The following is a 15,332-nucleotide window of genomic DNA, read 5'->3' as shown; positions in this document are numbered from 1 at the left end:
CGAACTCGCCGCGGTACTTCGCACCGGCCACCAGAGAACCCATGTCGAGCGAGAAGATCGTCTTGTCGCGTAGGCCCTCGGGCACGTCGCCGCGGACGATCCGCTGGGCGAGACCCTCGACAATCGCAGTCTTACCAACACCGGGGTCGCCGATCAGCACCGGGTTGTTCTTCGTTTTCCGGCTCAAGATCTGAGTTACCCTGCGTATCTCGGCATCCCGGCCGATGACCGGATCGAGTTTGCCTGCCCGCCCCTCGGAGACGAGGTCGCGCCCGTACTTCTCCAATGCCTCGTACGCCCCCTCCGGGGTTGCCGACGTGACACGCTGATTGCCGCGCACCTTCGTCAGCGCTGTGAGGAAGGCGTCCCGTGTGACCCCGTGACTGGCGAGGACCCGCCCGGCCGCGCTGGCCGATCCTTCCTCGGAAAGGGCCATCACAAGATGCTCCACCGACACGTAGGAATCCTTGAGTCTCTTCGCCTCCCGCTCTGCGGCATCGAGCAGCTTGGCCAGACGCTGGGTGATCATCACCTGACCGGGGGTCACGCCGGGGCCGCTGACCTTCGGCCTACGCGACAGTTCACGATCCAGATCGGATCGAAGTGCTTCGACATTCGCGCCGGCCTGTTCGAGCAGTCGGGGCACCAGCCCATCCTGCTGATCGACCAATGCGAGCAGCAGGTGCTCTCCGTCGACTTCGGTGTGGCCCATTCTGGTCGCAACATTCTGGGCTTCCTGCAAGGCTTCTCGTGACTTTTCGGTCAAGCTGCCGGTGTCCATGAGGATGTCCTCCTTCTGCGGGCCGCTGTTTCGAGCCTTTCGATTCGATCCAGCAGATCGAGCACGAGCCCGATTGCCGAGTAGTTGAGACCCAGACCCGTCCGCAGTCGTTGGATGCGTGCGGCGTGGGTCACTTCGGATGGGTCGAACGACATCTCTCCGCCGGCGTAGCGGTGGGCGTCGAGCAGTCCGAGAGCCACGAGTTTTCGTGCCAGATCCGGGTGCAGGCCAGTACGTTCGGCGAAGGCGTCCGGCGACAATCCGGTACGGCGAACCAATACGTACTGAGTGATCGGCGTTGAGGTGCTCATGTCTCTTTCCTCGGATTGAAGTTCGATTCGGCGCCCAACTGCTCGAACAGTTCGCGTTCACGTGCTGTCGGTTTCGACGGAACCATCACCTTGATTTCGGCGTAGAGGTTGCCGTTGGCACCGCGCGGATTCGGCATTCCCTCTCCGCGCAGGCGCAGCTTCCTACCAGTCGAAGAGCCAGGCACCACTTTGACTTTCGCCTCTCCGCCCGGTGTGGGAACGACGACTGTCGACCCGAGAACCGCCTCCCATGGCGATACGGGAAGATCGACGTAGATGTCCCGACCCTGCACGCGGAACCGTGAATGCGGTTTGATCCGCACCACGAGGTACAGATCCCCAGGCGGCGCGTCACCGTTGCCTCGGCCTCCTTGCCCGGCCAACCGGATTCGCTGGCCGTCCAGGACGCCGGCTGGAATGTCGACGTCATACTGCCGTCCGTCCAGTCTGAGAATGCGTTTTCCGCCCTGATAGGCCTCTTCCAGAGCCAGTTCCAGTTCGGCCTCCTGATCGGCGCCGGGAATCGGTCCGAACCCACCGCCTCCGCCGAACATCTGCCCGAAGAGGTCTTCGAAGTCGACGGCACCCTCACCACCGACACCGTGGCCGAAGTGCACCCGTCTCCCGCCACCGCCGTACCCGGCGGCGTTTGCCCGCACCCGTTCGTCGTAATCCTCGGGTACATGCCGGAAGTCGTCACCGAATCGGTCATAGCGTTTCCGGGTGTCCGGGTCGGACAACACCTGATAGGCCTCGTTGACCTCCTTGAACCTGTCCTCCGCAGTGGGATCCTTGTTCACATCGGGGTGGTACTTGCGGGCCAGCTTGCGGTACGCCTGCTGAATTTCGTCGGTGCCGGCGCCCTTCGGTACGCCGAGTACTTCGTAGTAGTCACGGGCCATCGGTGCTCACCCCTCTGGGCGGCTGACGACCACCGCGGCGGGCCGCAACTGTCGCCCGTCCTCTCCATAACCCGGGCGCAAGACCTCGACCACGGTCCCGGACGGAAGGTCGGGTCGGGTTACCACACTGACCACTTCGTGGAGTTCCGGGGAGAACGGCACACCGGCCTCGTCGTGGCGCTCGAAGCCGAGTCGTGAGAGCACCTGTACCGCCTGGTCCCGGATCGCCTTCACACCTTCGACGACGGCCTGCGGATCGCTGCCTGCGTGTGCAAGCGCAAGCTCCAAGTTGTCCAGTATCGGCAGCCACGCCGCCGAAACCTTCGCTACTTCCGCGGCGCGTTCACGGTCCAGATCTTTGGCGTATCGCTTGCGCAGGTTGTCCAGATCTGCGACGGCCCTGCGCCAACGGTCCTCGAGTTGAGACAGCTCGTCTGCCGTCTCGGCGCGATCGGACTCGGTCTTGCTTTGATCCGTGTCGGCGCTGTTGTCAGTCGGCTCAGTCGTCGAATGATCTGCAGACATTTCCATCGTGCGCCTCAGCTTCGATCGAATTCGGCGTCGATCACGTCGCCGTCATCCGACGACGCAGCATCAGCGCCGCCTGCTTGCCCGTCGTCCGACTGGTCCGGCACAAGTCCGTAGAGCAGCTGTTGCAGCTCCGAGGTGAGTGGCTGAACCTCCGCGGGTGAAGCGCCGTCCTGCACGGCCTTTCGGGCGTCGGCAACCAGCATCTCGGCCCGCGCCTTCTCATGGGGCGGGGCACTGTCACCGAGTTCGGCGAGTCGCCGCTCCACTTGATACGCAACCGAATCGAGCCCGTTGCGCGCGTCGACCGCCTTGCGCAGCGCCTCGTCCTCACCCCGGTTCCGTTCGGCCTCCGCCAACATGCGCTCGACCTCACCCTGATCCAGGTTGCCCTGTTCACTGATCGTGATGCTCTGTTCCTTGCCGGTATCCTTGTCGCGAGCGGTGACGTTCAGGATGCCGTTGGCGTCGATGTCGAAAATGACTTCCACCTGGGCCTCGCCACGTGGCGCGGGGCGGATGTCTTCCAGCCGGAACCGGCCCAGCACCCGGTTGTCGGCCGCACGTTCGCGTTCGCCCTGCAACACCACGACGTCTACGGCGGACTGATTGTCTTCCGCCGTGGAGAACACTTCGCTGCGCCGTGCCGGGATCGTCGTGTTCCGCTCGATGATCTTCGTCATCACCCCGCCCTGCGTCTCGACGCCGAGGGACAGTGGGGTGACATCGAGTAACAACACATCGGAAACCTCGCCTTTGAGCACGCCTGCCTGGACTGCGGCTCCGAGGGCAACGACCTCGTCCGGGTTGACGCCCATGTGGGGGTCCTTGCCGCCGGTCAGCCGGCGAACCAGCGCCTGTACAGCCGGAATACGTGTCGAACCGCCGACCAGTATCACTTCGTCGATGTCGTTGGCGGCGACCTTGGCGTCACTCATGGCCTGCTTCACCGGGCCGAGGCACCGTTCCACCAGATCGGCAGTCAAATCCTCGAACTTCGATCGCATGATCGTAGTGGTGAGATGTTTGGGACCATTCGCGTCAGCGGTGACGAAAGGCAGGTTTACCTGGGCCTGGGTCACCGAGGACAGCTCAACCTTTGCCTTCTCCGCGGCCTCGAACAGTCGTTGCAACGCCTGCGCATCCTTACGCAGATCGATGTTCTCCGCGCGCTGGAATTCGTCGGCGAGGTAGTCCACCACGCGTCGATCGAAGTCGTCGCCGCCCAAGTGGGAGTCGCCGGCCGTGGAACGAACCTCGACTACCCCCTCTCCGACGTCCAGCAGGCTCACATCGAAGGTTCCGCCGCCGAGGTCGAAGACCAGTACGGTTTCGTGGGTCTGTTTGTCCATGCCGTACGCGAGTGCCGCAGCGGTCGGCTCGTTGATAATCCGCAAAACCTCGAGGCCCGCGATCCGGCCGGCGTCCTTGGTGGCGTTTCGTTGCGCGTCGTTGAAGTAGGCCGGAACGGTGATGACCGCTTCCTTCACCTTCTCGCCGAGGAACTTGCTCGCGTCGTCGACGAGCTTGCGCAGCACGAGAGCGCTGATCTCCTCCGGTGCGTATTTCTTGCCGCGCACGTCGAAGCGGGCCTCACCGTTGTCACCCGCTACGACGTCGAAGCTGACCGCTTTGGCTTCCTCGGAGATCTCGTCGTAGTGGCGTCCGATGAAGCGTTTCGCCGAGTAGATCGTGCCCTTCGGATTCAAGATCGCCTGCCGTCGGGCAAGCTGGCCCACCAGACGCTCACCGTTCTCGGTGAACGCCACCACCGAAGGCGTCGTCCGTGCTCCCTCCACATTGGAGATCACCACCGGCTCGCCGCCTTGCCAGCTTGCGATGACCGAGTTGGTTGTGCCCAAGTCGATGCCTACAGCAGTTGTCATGACTCAATTCCTTTCGATCGGCCCGGCCGTTGAGCAAGTGCGATTCCGCCCGCAACTTCGCTCGATGTCGGCAAGGACTTCGTAGTTCCCTGGTTTTGGCGAGTGGATTGGGTGAAGTCACGGAGACCGAGCGGGGCGCCGATAACGGCGCCCGACACCAATCCGTGGATGGCGGGCGTGAGGCTCGAGAGCGGCCGAGGGTAAGGGTTTCCGCCACTGTGCTTTGACATCACGCCCCTCAGCGTTGATGTTGTGGGGTTCGCCGGGCCTGTGTGTACTGACAGGGCCCGACCGCCGGTCAACCGGTTGAGCTCACGAACCACCCAGCCATGATGAGTCTTTTCGTCCACCTAAAGGGCGTCAACAACATTCGCCTGATGGGCGGGGCGCAACGGGGCAGTGGCGACCACACCTGCCCTTGATCGAAGATGCCCGCCGGAACCCGATCGAAGCGGCCATCGCATGAAACTCCGAGTATCGGCTTCGACACGAAAACTCGAGTGTCGGCCGCTACTGCGGTACGTCCACACTACCGCGGCGCATGCAAAAGGAGAACTCCCTTTGCGAAAGATCGTCACAGTCAGTGAACAGCAGCTCCGTTGAACCCGGACGAGATTCATTGTAGTTCTATCGAATCTCCTTGTGACAGAAAGGTAATGAGCCACTACTGGTCGGTTCCAATTGGTTGCGAGTAGGTGGCGCACACCCGCGTGCTGCACGGTTCAACGTCCCGTTCTGTGGCTGGTCAACAGACCGCTCAGGCGGGAGCTATTGCAATTCAACATGTTTCGGCCACCGTCACTACGGGACTTACGTGGTTCTCGTCTATTCCTGTGCTACATCCTTTGGCAGGATTTCGATCGAGGGGTCGGTTTGCTCTCGCCCCCGTGGTGGCGCAGGTGTGCCAGGTCTGGCCGTGGTTGTGTTCGTCTCGGCTCGGAGCCGCCTCAGGGATGCAGTACGACTTTGGTCCAACCGTCGTCGTGAGCGTCGAAATGCTGGTAGCCGGATTCGGTTGCGCCGAGCGGGCTTGGCCGGCGTCAATTCACCTGACGCGCGGATGAAACAGAGCTCACAGCGCCGCCACGGCCGCCTCGGCGACGGTCTTGTCCTGCTCCCCGGTGCCGCCGCTGACGCCGACAGCGCCCACGACCTGGCCGTTGTGCCGCAGAGGCACACCGCCTGTGAAGATCATGATGTGTCCCCCGTTGGAGGCGTGTATCCCGTAGAACTGCTCGCCCGGGCCCGCGTTGGCCGCGAGGTCCTCGGTCGAGACGTCTAATGCCCGCGCGGTGAACGCCTTGTTGATCGAGATGTCGATGCTGGCGATCCAGGCACCGTCCATTCGCACGTGAGCCACGAGGTTGCCGCCGGCATCGACCACCGCAATGTTCGACGGCGACTCGATCTCGGTGGCTTTGGCCTGTCCTGCGGCGATGACCCGCTGCGCATCGTCGAGGGACACCGAGGTCTGGTTCACGGTCATGACGCACCTGCCCCGAGCTTCGCGAACTGCTCGACGATGGCCTGACGGAACGCAGGAAGGTCGTCGGGCGAGCGGCTCGAGATCAGGTTCCCGTCGATCGCGACCTGTTCGTCTACGACTTCTACTCCTCCGGCCCCGTCGGCAGTCGGTATCGCTATCTGCTTGCCCTGCAGTGGAATTGGCATCGTTGTGCTCCTCTCGGTTCTGGCCGTGTCAGGGATGCAGGACGACTTTGGTCCAGCCGTCGTCGCGAGCGTCGAAGTGCTGGTAGCCGGATTCGGCTTCGGCGAGCGGGAGTTCGTGGGAGATGATCCAGGAGGGCTTTGCACGGTCTTCGTGGATGAGGTCGCGCAGTTGCCGGTTGTAGTGTTTGACGTTCGCTTGTCCGGTGCCGATCTTCTGGCCCTTGAACCAGAATTTGCCCATGTCGAAGGCGATCTTGCCGTTGCGCTCGAGTTCGTCGGGGCCGTTCTGGTCCTGGGGAAGGAAGATGCCGACCACCCCGATGTGGCCGGTGAAGCGCACCGAATCCACGAGCCGGTTCATCGTCATGGCGGCGTCCTCGTGGCCTTGCGGGTCGTGTGCCTGATAGCCGACGCACTCGCACCCCTTGTCTGCGCCTTTCCCGTTGGTTTGCTCGAGGACCTGCTCGACGGGGTCGCCCTTCGAGTCGTCGATGGGGACGACGCCGATCTCTTCGGCCAGGCGTAGCCGGTCGGGGTGGCGGTCGACGATCATCACCTTGCTCGCTCCCTGGATCATCGCCGAATACGCGGCCATCAAACCGACTGGGCCAGCGCCGTAGACCACCATCGAATCGCCGGGTTGCATGTCGGCCAGGCGGGTGCAATGCCATCCGGTGGGAAAGATGTCCGACAGCATCACGTAGTCGGTTTCCTTGTCCTGGGCATCCTCGGGCAGTCGCAGACAGTTGAAGTCGCCGAACGGCACTCGCAGATATTCCGCCTGTCCGCCCCAGAACGGGCCCATCCCCGCGAAACCGAATGCAGCGCCGGCCATCTTCGGATCGGGGTGCACCGTCAGGCAGAATGCAGTCAACCCTTCCTCGCAGTTTCGGCAGAAGCCGCAGCCGATGTTGAACGGCAAGCACACTCGATCCCCTGGCGATACTTTGACCACTGCATTGCCGACTTCGGCGACGATGCCCAAGTTTTCGTGGCCGAGGACCATTCCGGGCTCCAGATCGGTGCGGCCTTCGTACATGTGTAGATCCGACCCGCAGATGTTGGTGCTCGTGATCTTCACCAGCACATCTGTCGGATTCTCGATCCGCGCATCGGGCACGTCCTTGACGTGGACCTCTCGAGGCCCGTCGTATACAAGCGCTTTCATCGCGGCACTCCCTTGTCTTGTAGCTGCGGCTTTCCGGTTTATCTCGTCGGCCGCAGGCGTCCACGCGTGAGCGACCGACCGAATGAATCGTGCTGTTCGGGGAAGGTCCACGGCGCGCAGAAGTGAAGACCGCACCAAAATGTCGGCGCACCAACATTTTTCCTGCCATCGACGCAACTGCGGCTGCATCCAGGCATCGCATTCCCTTACCATGGAGTCTCCTCCTTCGGCTCCACGATCGCTAGGGGGTTGGGATCGGTTTCCTCGAACGGTGGGTTTGGGTACCTTCCATTAACCGATGGATGGTGTGATGCTTGACAGTGTTCACCACCTCGAAGAGGAGATCCGATATGGCCACCAAGGCGCTGCTGGTCCGACTTGAAGCGAAGCCCGGCAAGGAAGAAGCGGTCGAGGAATTCCTCCGATCGGCACTGCCGCTCGTCGAGCAGGAGCCCGGCACGAAACCCTGGTTCGCGGTGCGGTTCGGGCCCTCGTCGTTCGGCATCATCGACGCATTCCCGGACCAAGCTGCCCGCGAGACACATCTCAATGGTCCGGTCGGCAAGGCCCTCGGCGAACGCGCCGACGAACTCTTCGCTGCGCCGCCCGAAATCAGCTACCTCGACGTTCTCGCTGAAAAAGTCTGAACAACCGACTGGAAAATGTTTTGTCGATGCCGGTCACATTCGGTTGTGAATACAGTTGTGCCACAGCCATACCCGAATCACGGTAGCTTTGCCGGCGTGCGCGGCTGTGGCGTACTGTCCGTCGCTCGCTTCCACCCAGGTATCGGTAGATCACGAGCAGGGACTCAGTCGAGCCAACTCGCTACCCGTGTAGGAAGAGCATTTCAAACTCGTTTCATTGCAAAGTGTCTCGAGTTTGAGGTGACCTTCCTGGAGTGAAGTAGGACTCCTTGTTCTTGGAGGAGGGCTTAGTGGAGCACCACGGATCATCGAGCAAGGACGATTGGTGCTAGTCCTGTTGGAAAAGATGGTCATAGACGATGGCAAAGGTGAGGTCGGATGGATTCACCATCACCGTGCGCCGGTCACCGACCTGGGGTGGCACGTTACCTTTGGGCGCCTCGCAGTCAGCGTCGAACGTGTCCAAACCCGGGCCGCTGATACGGACGGTCAGTTCGGCGGTGTCTTGGCCCTCGTTGAGGTCCCGGATGCGGTTGACGGCGAAAATTTCTGCAGTCGCTGCGATACCGACGGTCCGGAATCGCTTTCCTCCCAGCGCCATCCATAGGTACTGACTGCAAGCCCGATTCCGATCGGGAAGGTGAAGACTCCCCACTACACGGCCGGTCGATCGAGTACGTCAACATCCCGGCGGCGAACCGATGAGTTCGACCTGCCGCGGTTTGTCCGTGTTCTTGTTGGACAAACCGACACCCTAAGTGAGGGGGTGGTTTTCGGGTGGCTGTTTCAGGATTGAAAAGCGGTGATGCCGCGTCCCCGTGTGGTTGGCGTCGGAGCGGTGTGAGCCCGGATTGCCGTGGACTGAATATTGTTGCAGTCGTTAGCTGTTCGCCGTTTGATGCGATCTCGTTGTGTGCGGTTTTGTTGGTTGCCGACCATATCATGTTGCCGTTGTTGCAAAGCGCCAGTAGGTGTTTGTTGGCATCAACGACGGCTGAGGTTGGAAACGACATGGACGATCTCCGCTGGCAAAGTATGTAAGGGGTGGTGGGTGCCCCTTGGAGCGCTCGGAATGCTCGTGGGAAGTCGCGGCCACACCTGTTGCCACAGAACCATGGCGATAGGTCACCTGTCGGGTCGGGGCCTGGTGCTGGAAAGGTTCGAACCTAGTCAACAGTTTCCGTCGGCAGTCACTCCCGGTCCTCGACACACTGGTGAATCCTGACACCCCGTGCCTCGTTCGTAGCTCCGTTGCTAACGGTTTCATCCCGTCGAGTCCAGGGAGAGGGGCAGTGTTGACCGACTGCTGGTGGATTGTTCTCAGCTGTCGAAAAGGCCATCTTTGCCCGGAATTTGAGCGCCAACTGTCGCGTAGTTTTTCGAAAGTCGCAGGTTGATCTGACAAATAGATCGGAATCTACAGCCGCCATCGCCTGAAGGTTGGACAAGAATCGGTCGTGGTGGGATTCGGGGCGAGCACCAGCGATTATGTCGATGTTGGGCGGCTGCCGAGCGGTTACGGTGTTCGTCGAATCAGTCTCGGAGCCCGACGAACATCCGGCCACGACAAGTGCGACCGTAGCGAGAATCGCAACAGTAAGGATGGGTACGCGGCGACTGTCACGCTGGACTTCCGTTTCCTCGGTTTCGCGAAAATTGCCAGGACAACCGGCTCTCAGAATTCACTCTGAGCCACGAGATGCCTGTTTTCGATACCTTCCGCCAGAGAGTGAGCCCGGGAACGCGCGTTGGTGAGCAGCGCTCTGCGGGGCGGCAAACTGAAGGGGCGTCAGCACCAGCTCACCCGAGAAGACGTACATCCCTTGCGATTTTAGAGACCGGCCAGCCATGAACCGAAGTTTCGCCAGGTCGATCATCACGAGTAACGATCAGTGCCAGCATCTTTCGAACGCACCCAGCTCGACGATTCCGGTGTCACTGCAAAGCCGAGAGAACCGTGTCGACCCGCCCACGGAGTGGGCCGTCAAGCTCGACAACTACCAGGGAGTCACACACCTGCATCGGATCGGCGTACACCAAATCCAGCAACGCGTCGTTCACCGCGCGCTGCAGCTCCGGCATCCCCACCGCAGGCAACTTCTGCACTGTTTCGACGGTAATCGGCACCACGACCAGCACGTCGAGAGTACGTAGCGCGGACCTCACAATCGCCGCCTCAATTTCTGCCTCCGGATCGACACCACACGCCGACAAGTACGCCAGGAAGTCGAGCGGCGTGCGATCGAATACAACACCAGAAGAAGGTGTAGTCAGCAATCGCAGTGAACGACGAAGCTGCGCACGGTAATCATCAGCCGAGGGCGGAAACTCGAACTCGCGCCCCTCCTCTTCGAGCACGAAATACGGTTCATCGACCCGAATGTGTCCCGCGAGGCGGCCACACAACTCGTCGACCAGCGTGCTCTTGCCGGTCCCGTGCGGGCCGGATACTCCAATACGCATTAGTGGGGCCCTCTCGAAGAAAGTTACGGAACTACTCGTCAGTTGAGCACCCGTCGAACGCCGGCTCAATACCGACCCCTGGATGCCCCGACCCGTCGACAATTCTCGTTGCACCTCGGTCGAGTCGTACTGAGGGTACAGAGGTGAGATCGGATCACCGTGGTGATCTGCTCGGAGTCGGTGGGCATCTTCGACGACTGCCTGCCCTCGGTAGTGGGATCTGCTGAACTGATCGTGCATCCCGAGAGCAGCAGTGCTGCAAGGGCTCCGCCGAGGAGGATCGATTCCACCGATCGCCGGCGGTAGTGGTTTATGGGTGGATTCACCGAAACTCCTTTATTCGTGAACATGTTGCGCCCGGAAAGTCATCCAGCCGGCGGCCAGAAGACAAACGCGGCGGACAGCAGAGCAAGGGTGAGGACCGCGGTGGCATTGGCGGCGCGAACAAAGACGTACTGCTCCGCATCCTCGGTGCCGAGACACAGCGGGGTCAGCTGCAAGGCCAGCGACAACATCCCGGTACCGAGCGCGCCGAGGGCGAACAATTGTCGAGCATCCATCATCGGTATCCAATCCCGTTGCAGTCCAAAGGAACAACGAGCTGGTCACATGCGCGAACGTAGACTCGGCGAGAGTTCTCCGCACCAGCGGCCGAACTCCTGAACCGAGGATGCAGTCGAGAAGCTGCAGGGGGAGATTTCAGCATCTGGTGAGGACTCCCCGGCAAAATGCGACACAAAACGTCGCTACTTCAGGTGGTTGGGCCGAATCGCAATCCGCGGAGCAGTCGGCGGTAGGAGAAGCGGTCGTCCCAAATGCGAAGCAGGCCGTTTGCGAATGTGTAGTGGCCGTCTACGTCGAGGTGCATGGCAAACCATCCGATGCGGATGATCTCTCGTCGCCGGGAGGACACGGTGTTGTGGTCGGTGGTCATCGTGAGCACTTCCACGACCTCGTACCTGGTGATCAGGCGAGAGACGATCGTGAGCGCCCGTTCGACGCGTTTGCTTCCACGCACGCTGGGCAGGCCGGTGTTGCGCCATTCGATGTCGGGATCGACGAGTGCGCGCACGGCATCGGCGTCCATTTCCTCCAGTGCGATCAGCAGGTCCACCACCCGCGATGTCAGTTGATCGTCGTTCAACAGGTACTCCGGTCGTCTGGAATTGTGTTTTCTCATCGGTGGATTCATGTGGTGACCGTCAGGCAGGGACTGTTGCTCCGCGAAACGCACAGGAGCATCTTGCCGGCGGCGCGCTCGGCTGGGCTCAACGAATTGTCACGATGATCGACGTCGCCGTCGCTGACGTGGACCATGCAGGTGCCGCAGAAGCCCTGACGACATGAATAGGGGGCTTTCGGGTTCACACGCAGCACCGCGTCCAGTGCGGTCTGGTCGGCGGCGACATCGATGACCTGACCGGTGCGAGCCAGTTGGATGCGGAAGGGTCGTCCATCGACGACCGGTGCGGCGGAGAAGCGTTCGGCGTGCACTTCCACACCGGGCTCGTTGCGCACACAAGCTGTGATCAGGTCCATCATCGGGACCGGACCGCAACAGTAGATCGCGTCGCCGCTTCGGACATTCGGCGGGAGAAGATCGCTCGCTGCGGGTAGGCCGTACTCGTCGTCGGTGCGGATGGTGACCCGCTCGCCGAACTGCGTCACTTCCTCGAGGAACGGTAGTGTGCGGCGCTCGCGACCGACGTACATCAGCGACCAATCCAGGCCCATGCGCTCCGCCTCGCGGACCATCGGCAGTATCGGTGTGATGCCGATGCCACCCGCCACGAAGTGAACGCGCTTCGCGCGCTCGATTCGCCCGGGTTCGACGAACCCGAACGCGTTGCGTGGACCGCGAACGCCGACGACGGTACCGACTGGCAACTCGTCGTGCACCTCGTTCGATCCGCCGCCACCATCAGGAATCCGGCGTACCGCGATCCGGTAGCAGCGTCGATCGGCGGGATCGCCGCACAGCGAGTACTGACGTATCCGTCCCGAGGGCAGGTACAGGTCGAGGTGTGCCCCGGGATACCACCGTTCGAGGTCGCTGCCGTCAGGTGCTCGCAGTTCGAGACTGACCACGTCGTTGTCGGTGGCCACCGTCGTGCGCTCCGACACCGTGAGCGTTGTCTTGTACTCGTCGATCCGGTTTTCCGGTGGCTCGTCGCGATGAATCAAGACCGCCAACTTGACCTGCGTGGAGACCAGGACGTCCAGAATGCGCAGAATCGAGTCGCGGCGCTTGCCGCGACGTAGGTCGACCGGGATCTCGCGGGGGGCCGGCCACCGCTGTGTGAGTTCGGGCGCGTTGGGTGTCATGTGTTGACCCGCTTGGCCGCTGGCGATTGCGCGACGTAGGCGAGGGCCTGGGCGGTGGACCCCACACTGTCGGGGTGAAATCCCGGCACGAACGTCGACACACCGCTCCAGAACCATTTCGATACACCAGGCACCAGTCCGCGGCGTCCGGCGCGGACGAATTCCAGTAGCAATCGTGGATAACCGATGTTCGGCGTGTTGGGGTCGTTGCGACTCAGATACATCGCAGCACGGAGCAACCACCCCAAAAAGATTGGCCACGTGATGATCATGGAGATACAGCGGCGAAAGTAGCCGACTCCGAAGTACGTGGCGACCTCGTGTGCCACGGCACGATGCTCGACCTCTTCGGCCCCATGCCACCGATAGAGGTCAAGCATCTGCGGATCCGCGCCGAATTTCTCCAAGTCCGCGTTCAACGCCCAGTCGCCCACGAACGCGAACATATGCTCCGAAGACGCGCAAATCCCGAGACGCTCGATCAGACGCTGCCGGACGGCCTGCGGATCGGAGTCGTCACCGATGCCCAAAGTGCTACGGAAGAAATACTGCATCTGGCGGTTGAACGGGGCCGGGTCGATCCCGTGCCGTGTGAACACCTGATTCATGACCTCGTCATGCGCCTCTGCGTGCAGCAGTTCTTGACCCATGAAACCGAGCATGTCCTCGCGAAGCTTCTCGTCGTGCACGTCCGGGAGGGCCTGCTCGAAGGCCTGGATCATCATCCGTTCGCCCTCCGGGATGACGAGGTTCATCGAGCTGAGGAGGTATGAGGCGATCGGCTCGTTCGGCAACCACACCAAAGGCGCTTTCTCCCAGTCGAAATCGACTCGCCGCGGACGGATCGCTACCCGGCCGGGCGGTGCGATCGGACTCTGTGTCAGTCCACTCGTAATTCGCATGACCACTCCTCATTCATAAGTACGCAACAGTACTTATGAATGAGCATGGCGATCTACCCTTGGCTTGTCAACACCGGACTACGAAGGGTCGGGCGAGAGATCCAGTACCCGTTCAAGGAAGGACATGATCGGCGCATGAAGATTCATGTACGAATTCGACCCGTCAACCACCTGGCGGTAGAACAACTCGTTGCAACCGCCGATCGCCGCGAGAAACACTTCACGCCCCGGGGCTTCTGAAGACTTGGACGAGTAGCCGACGAGCAATGCATCGGCGAGCAGTTCCACGTACTCGTTGCGCTTCGCCACCCCGGCCGGGCCGGCCACAGGTAGGTCCACCACCCAAGCTCGCACGAACTCCGGTTCGGACGAACACGTCTCGAGATACTTCTCGATGACAGCCGAAAGCTGTTCGTGTAGAGATAAATTGGCGGTCGAGCTTTGTGTCGAGGTGATGTTGGCGACGATCACCTCGATGCCGGCGTCGATCGCCGCGATCAAGCACGCTTCTTTGCTCTCGAACTGCTTGTAGAAAGCTTGGCGAGACACCCTGGCACGCCCGACGACATCGGCGATCGTGGTCGAGGCGATCCCCTTCTCCGCCGTCGACGAGATCACCGCACGCAGAATGCGATCGCGTTGCGCGTCTTGGACCTCGTCCACAGCCAGTCGGCCGCGGCCACGCGGCAACCCGGGGAGGTCACGATCGAACGATCCAGCCAGCCTGCGCATACCGAAATCGTAGCCCGCCTGGCGCCATCGGTTCTCTCGCTCACCACGTCTGTGGACCAACAGCCATGCGAGTGGGCCGATGTCGAGTGGAATTGCCCCTGAGGCAATCTCCCATCGCGACACGGTTGCGTCCAGTTCGTCGTTTCTCCGTGGTGGGGCTAATCCTGCGAGAGGAAGCACGACTACACGGTCATAGGTCTTGGCGCCGGCATTGTGCGAATTCGGCTCCATGAGTCCTGGTAGGCATGGGTCCGTGGCGGAAAATCGACGACGGGTCGGTCTAGGCACCTCGGTTACGTCGATCGGGTCGCACGAATCTCCGGCGGGGAAGGCTATGCCTCGCAAATAGGCGGCGAGGATGGATTCAGGGGATGTGCTCTCTTGGATGATCGTTCGCTGAAACACCAGCGCATCCGTGAGGGCGATCAACTCCTCGACTCGTTCGTTGGACTTTGCCAGACCTGCTCTGTCGAGAAGCATCGCTGTCACTTCTCGGCTTATGGCGTGAACCTCGGACTGGTTTGTCAGCCTTCTTCGAAGCAGTGGTTCGTCACCGAGTTCGAGAACAAGAGCGTAGCGCGCTTTCATGTCGTCGCGGCGGACCGAGAGTGTCTCGACAAGTTCGGTGATCACGCCCGCCAGACCAGAAATGCTCAGTTGGTGCTCATCTTGCGCCGTTGCATTGAGAAAGGCTGCAGCTTGTTTGGCGTCAGCTATCGCGCGTTCGGTAAGGGTGTTGACGATGAGTTCGAGGAGCGCGAGTCGGGTTCTTGCATGGTGCGAGGTCGCGCCCTGTGGGATTCCGGCTTCGATATCGACCACTCGGTGAGTGAGCGCGCGAACTCCGTCACGGGCAATGACGCGAATGGCGCTGGTGGCGATCAACTCTCGACGTTCATGGCTTCCAGTCGCTTGTGTAGACACGATTCGATGCTACAGGTGTAGCGTATCTAACACGCTGCTGCTACAGGTGTAGCGAAGATGGCATGCGTGGTATTCGAATACGCGCTGGGTCT

Annotated in this window: 15 protein-coding genes and 1 pseudogene; 1 reads left to right on the top strand and 15 read right to left on the bottom strand. The window is 61.4% G+C overall.

Features of this window, described 5'->3' with window-relative positions; all coding sequences use genetic code 11:
• The 8 genes and pseudogenes from ATN38_RS11485 to ATN38_RS11450 all read right to left on the bottom strand — a co-directional run.
• Positions 1 to 781 (bottom strand): Clp protease N-terminal domain-containing protein (locus ATN38_RS11485; RefSeq protein ID WP_306300974.1); only part of this gene is annotated, 781 nt, incomplete at its 3' end.
• Entirely contained in the window at positions 763 to 1,092 is a 330-nt protein-coding gene (locus ATN38_RS11480; protein ID WP_020971358.1) for a chaperone modulator CbpM, read from the bottom strand. The genes ATN38_RS11480 and ATN38_RS11485, both read right to left, overlap by 19 nt.
• Positions 1,089 to 1,994 (bottom strand): DnaJ C-terminal domain-containing protein, encoded by a 906-nt coding sequence (locus tag ATN38_RS11475; protein ID WP_064113708.1) that lies wholly within the window; start codon positions 1,992 to 1,994, stop codon positions 1,089 to 1,091. Before ATN38_RS11475 ends, ATN38_RS11480 begins: the two co-directional genes overlap by 4 nt.
• A gap of 6 nt (positions 1,995 to 2,000) precedes the next feature.
• Positions 2,001 to 2,525 (bottom strand): nucleotide exchange factor GrpE, encoded by a 525-nt coding sequence (locus tag ATN38_RS11470; protein WP_064113709.1) that lies wholly within the window; start codon positions 2,523 to 2,525, stop codon positions 2,001 to 2,003.
• A gap of 8 nt (positions 2,526 to 2,533) precedes the next feature.
• Positions 2,534 to 4,408 (bottom strand): molecular chaperone DnaK, encoded by a 1,875-nt coding sequence (gene dnaK, locus ATN38_RS11465; RefSeq protein ID WP_218747998.1) that lies wholly within the window; start codon positions 4,406 to 4,408, stop codon positions 2,534 to 2,536.
• A 1,072-nt stretch (positions 4,409 to 5,480) separates the two neighbouring features.
• A complete protein-coding gene (locus ATN38_RS11460; RefSeq protein ID WP_007735555.1) occupies positions 5,481 to 5,894 on the bottom strand; it encodes a heme-binding protein in 414 nt (137 codons plus the stop codon).
• A pseudogene (locus tag ATN38_RS11455) lies at positions 5,891 to 6,022 on the bottom strand (DJ-1/PfpI family protein); the annotation flags it as partial. The gene ATN38_RS11460 and the pseudogene ATN38_RS11455, both read right to left, overlap by 4 nt.
• Before the next feature lie 85 nt (positions 6,023 to 6,107).
• Positions 6,108 to 7,247, bottom strand: a complete 1,140-nt coding sequence (locus tag ATN38_RS11450; protein WP_024487877.1) for a glutathione-independent formaldehyde dehydrogenase — start codon at positions 7,245 to 7,247, stop codon at positions 6,108 to 6,110.
• A gap of 350 nt (positions 7,248 to 7,597) precedes the next feature.
• On the opposite strand from ATN38_RS11450, the gene ATN38_RS11445 reads away from it, so the two are divergent.
• On the top strand, positions 7,598 to 7,894 hold the full coding sequence (locus ATN38_RS11445) for a putative quinol monooxygenase (protein WP_020971354.1): 297 nt from the start codon (positions 7,598 to 7,600) through the stop codon (positions 7,892 to 7,894).
• 328 nt (positions 7,895 to 8,222) lie between these two features.
• Here ATN38_RS11445 and ATN38_RS11440 read toward each other — a convergent pair whose 3' ends face one another.
• The 7 genes from ATN38_RS11440 to ATN38_RS32715 form a co-directional block, all read right to left on the bottom strand.
• Positions 8,223 to 8,495 (bottom strand): hypothetical protein, encoded by a 273-nt coding sequence (locus ATN38_RS11440; protein WP_020971353.1) that lies wholly within the window; start codon positions 8,493 to 8,495, stop codon positions 8,223 to 8,225.
• Positions 8,496 to 9,829: 1,334 nt separating this feature from the next.
• Positions 9,830 to 10,357: an AAA family ATPase gene (locus tag ATN38_RS11435; protein ID WP_064445142.1), complete on the bottom strand. Its 528-nt coding sequence runs from the start codon at positions 10,355 to 10,357 to the stop codon at positions 9,830 to 9,832.
• Positions 10,358 to 10,722: 365 nt separating this feature from the next.
• Complete coding sequence (locus tag ATN38_RS11430; protein WP_020971351.1) at positions 10,723 to 10,920, bottom strand: hypothetical protein; 198 nt, start codon at positions 10,918 to 10,920, stop codon at positions 10,723 to 10,725.
• Positions 10,921 to 11,108: 188 nt separating this feature from the next.
• Complete coding sequence (locus ATN38_RS11425; protein ID WP_225989546.1) at positions 11,109 to 11,537, bottom strand: limonene-1,2-epoxide hydrolase family protein; 429 nt, start codon at positions 11,535 to 11,537, stop codon at positions 11,109 to 11,111.
• A gap of 8 nt (positions 11,538 to 11,545) precedes the next feature.
• The gene (locus tag ATN38_RS11420; protein WP_218747997.1) at positions 11,546 to 12,682 is read right to left on the bottom strand and encodes a PDR/VanB family oxidoreductase; all 1,137 of its coding nucleotides are present in this window, start codon (positions 12,680 to 12,682) and stop codon (positions 11,546 to 11,548) included.
• The gene (locus ATN38_RS11415; protein ID WP_158170699.1) at positions 12,679 to 13,584 is read right to left on the bottom strand and encodes a metal-dependent hydrolase; all 906 of its coding nucleotides are present in this window, start codon (positions 13,582 to 13,584) and stop codon (positions 12,679 to 12,681) included. Before ATN38_RS11415 ends, ATN38_RS11420 begins: the two co-directional genes overlap by 4 nt.
• Before the next feature lie 78 nt (positions 13,585 to 13,662).
• Complete coding sequence (locus ATN38_RS32715; protein ID WP_308256082.1) at positions 13,663 to 15,240, bottom strand: TetR family transcriptional regulator; 1,578 nt, start codon at positions 15,238 to 15,240, stop codon at positions 13,663 to 13,665.
• Positions 15,241 to 15,332: the final 92 nt, after the last annotated feature.

The sequence above is a fragment of the Rhodococcus sp. FH8 genome, from assembly GCF_019266085.1.
Lineage (GTDB): Bacteria > Actinomycetota > Actinomycetes > Mycobacteriales > Mycobacteriaceae > Rhodococcus_F > Rhodococcus_F qingshengii.
This window is presented reverse-complemented; position numbering and strand designations above follow the sequence as displayed.

Excerpts from the sequence above, each read along its gene's own strand:
- ATN38_RS11480 (WP_020971358.1), bottom strand. The coding sequence starts at position 1,092 with ATGAGCACCTCAACGCCGATCACTCAGTACGTATTGGTTCGCCGTACC.
- ATN38_RS11475 (WP_064113708.1), bottom strand. The coding sequence starts at position 1,994 with ATGGCCCGTGACTACTACGAAGTACTCGGCGTACCGAAGGGCGCCGGC.
- ATN38_RS11470 (WP_064113709.1), bottom strand. The coding sequence starts at position 2,525 with ATGGAAATGTCTGCAGATCATTCGACGACTGAGCCGACTGACAACAGC.
- dnaK (WP_218747998.1), bottom strand. The coding sequence starts at position 4,408 with ATGACAACTGCTGTAGGCATCGACTTGGGCACAACCAACTCGGTCATC.
- ATN38_RS11460 (WP_007735555.1), bottom strand. The coding sequence starts at position 5,894 with ATGACCGTGAACCAGACCTCGGTGTCCCTCGACGATGCGCAGCGGGTC.
- ATN38_RS11450 (WP_024487877.1), bottom strand. The coding sequence starts at position 7,247 with ATGAAAGCGCTTGTATACGACGGGCCTCGAGAGGTCCACGTCAAGGAC.
- ATN38_RS11445 (WP_020971354.1), top strand. The coding sequence starts at position 7,598 with ATGGCCACCAAGGCGCTGCTGGTCCGACTTGAAGCGAAGCCCGGCAAG.
- ATN38_RS11440 (WP_020971353.1), bottom strand. The coding sequence starts at position 8,495 with ATGGCGCTGGGAGGAAAGCGATTCCGGACCGTCGGTATCGCAGCGACT.
- ATN38_RS11435 (WP_064445142.1), bottom strand. The coding sequence starts at position 10,357 with ATGCGTATTGGAGTATCCGGCCCGCACGGGACCGGCAAGAGCACGCTG.
- ATN38_RS11430 (WP_020971351.1), bottom strand. The coding sequence starts at position 10,920 with ATGATGGATGCTCGACAATTGTTCGCCCTCGGCGCGCTCGGTACCGGG.
- ATN38_RS11425 (WP_225989546.1), bottom strand. The coding sequence starts at position 11,537 with ATGAGAAAACACAATTCCAGACGACCGGAGTACCTGTTGAACGACGAT.
- ATN38_RS11420 (WP_218747997.1), bottom strand. The coding sequence starts at position 12,682 with ATGACACCCAACGCGCCCGAACTCACACAGCGGTGGCCGGCCCCCCGC.
- ATN38_RS11415 (WP_158170699.1), bottom strand. The coding sequence starts at position 13,584 with ATGCGAATTACGAGTGGACTGACACAGAGTCCGATCGCACCGCCCGGC.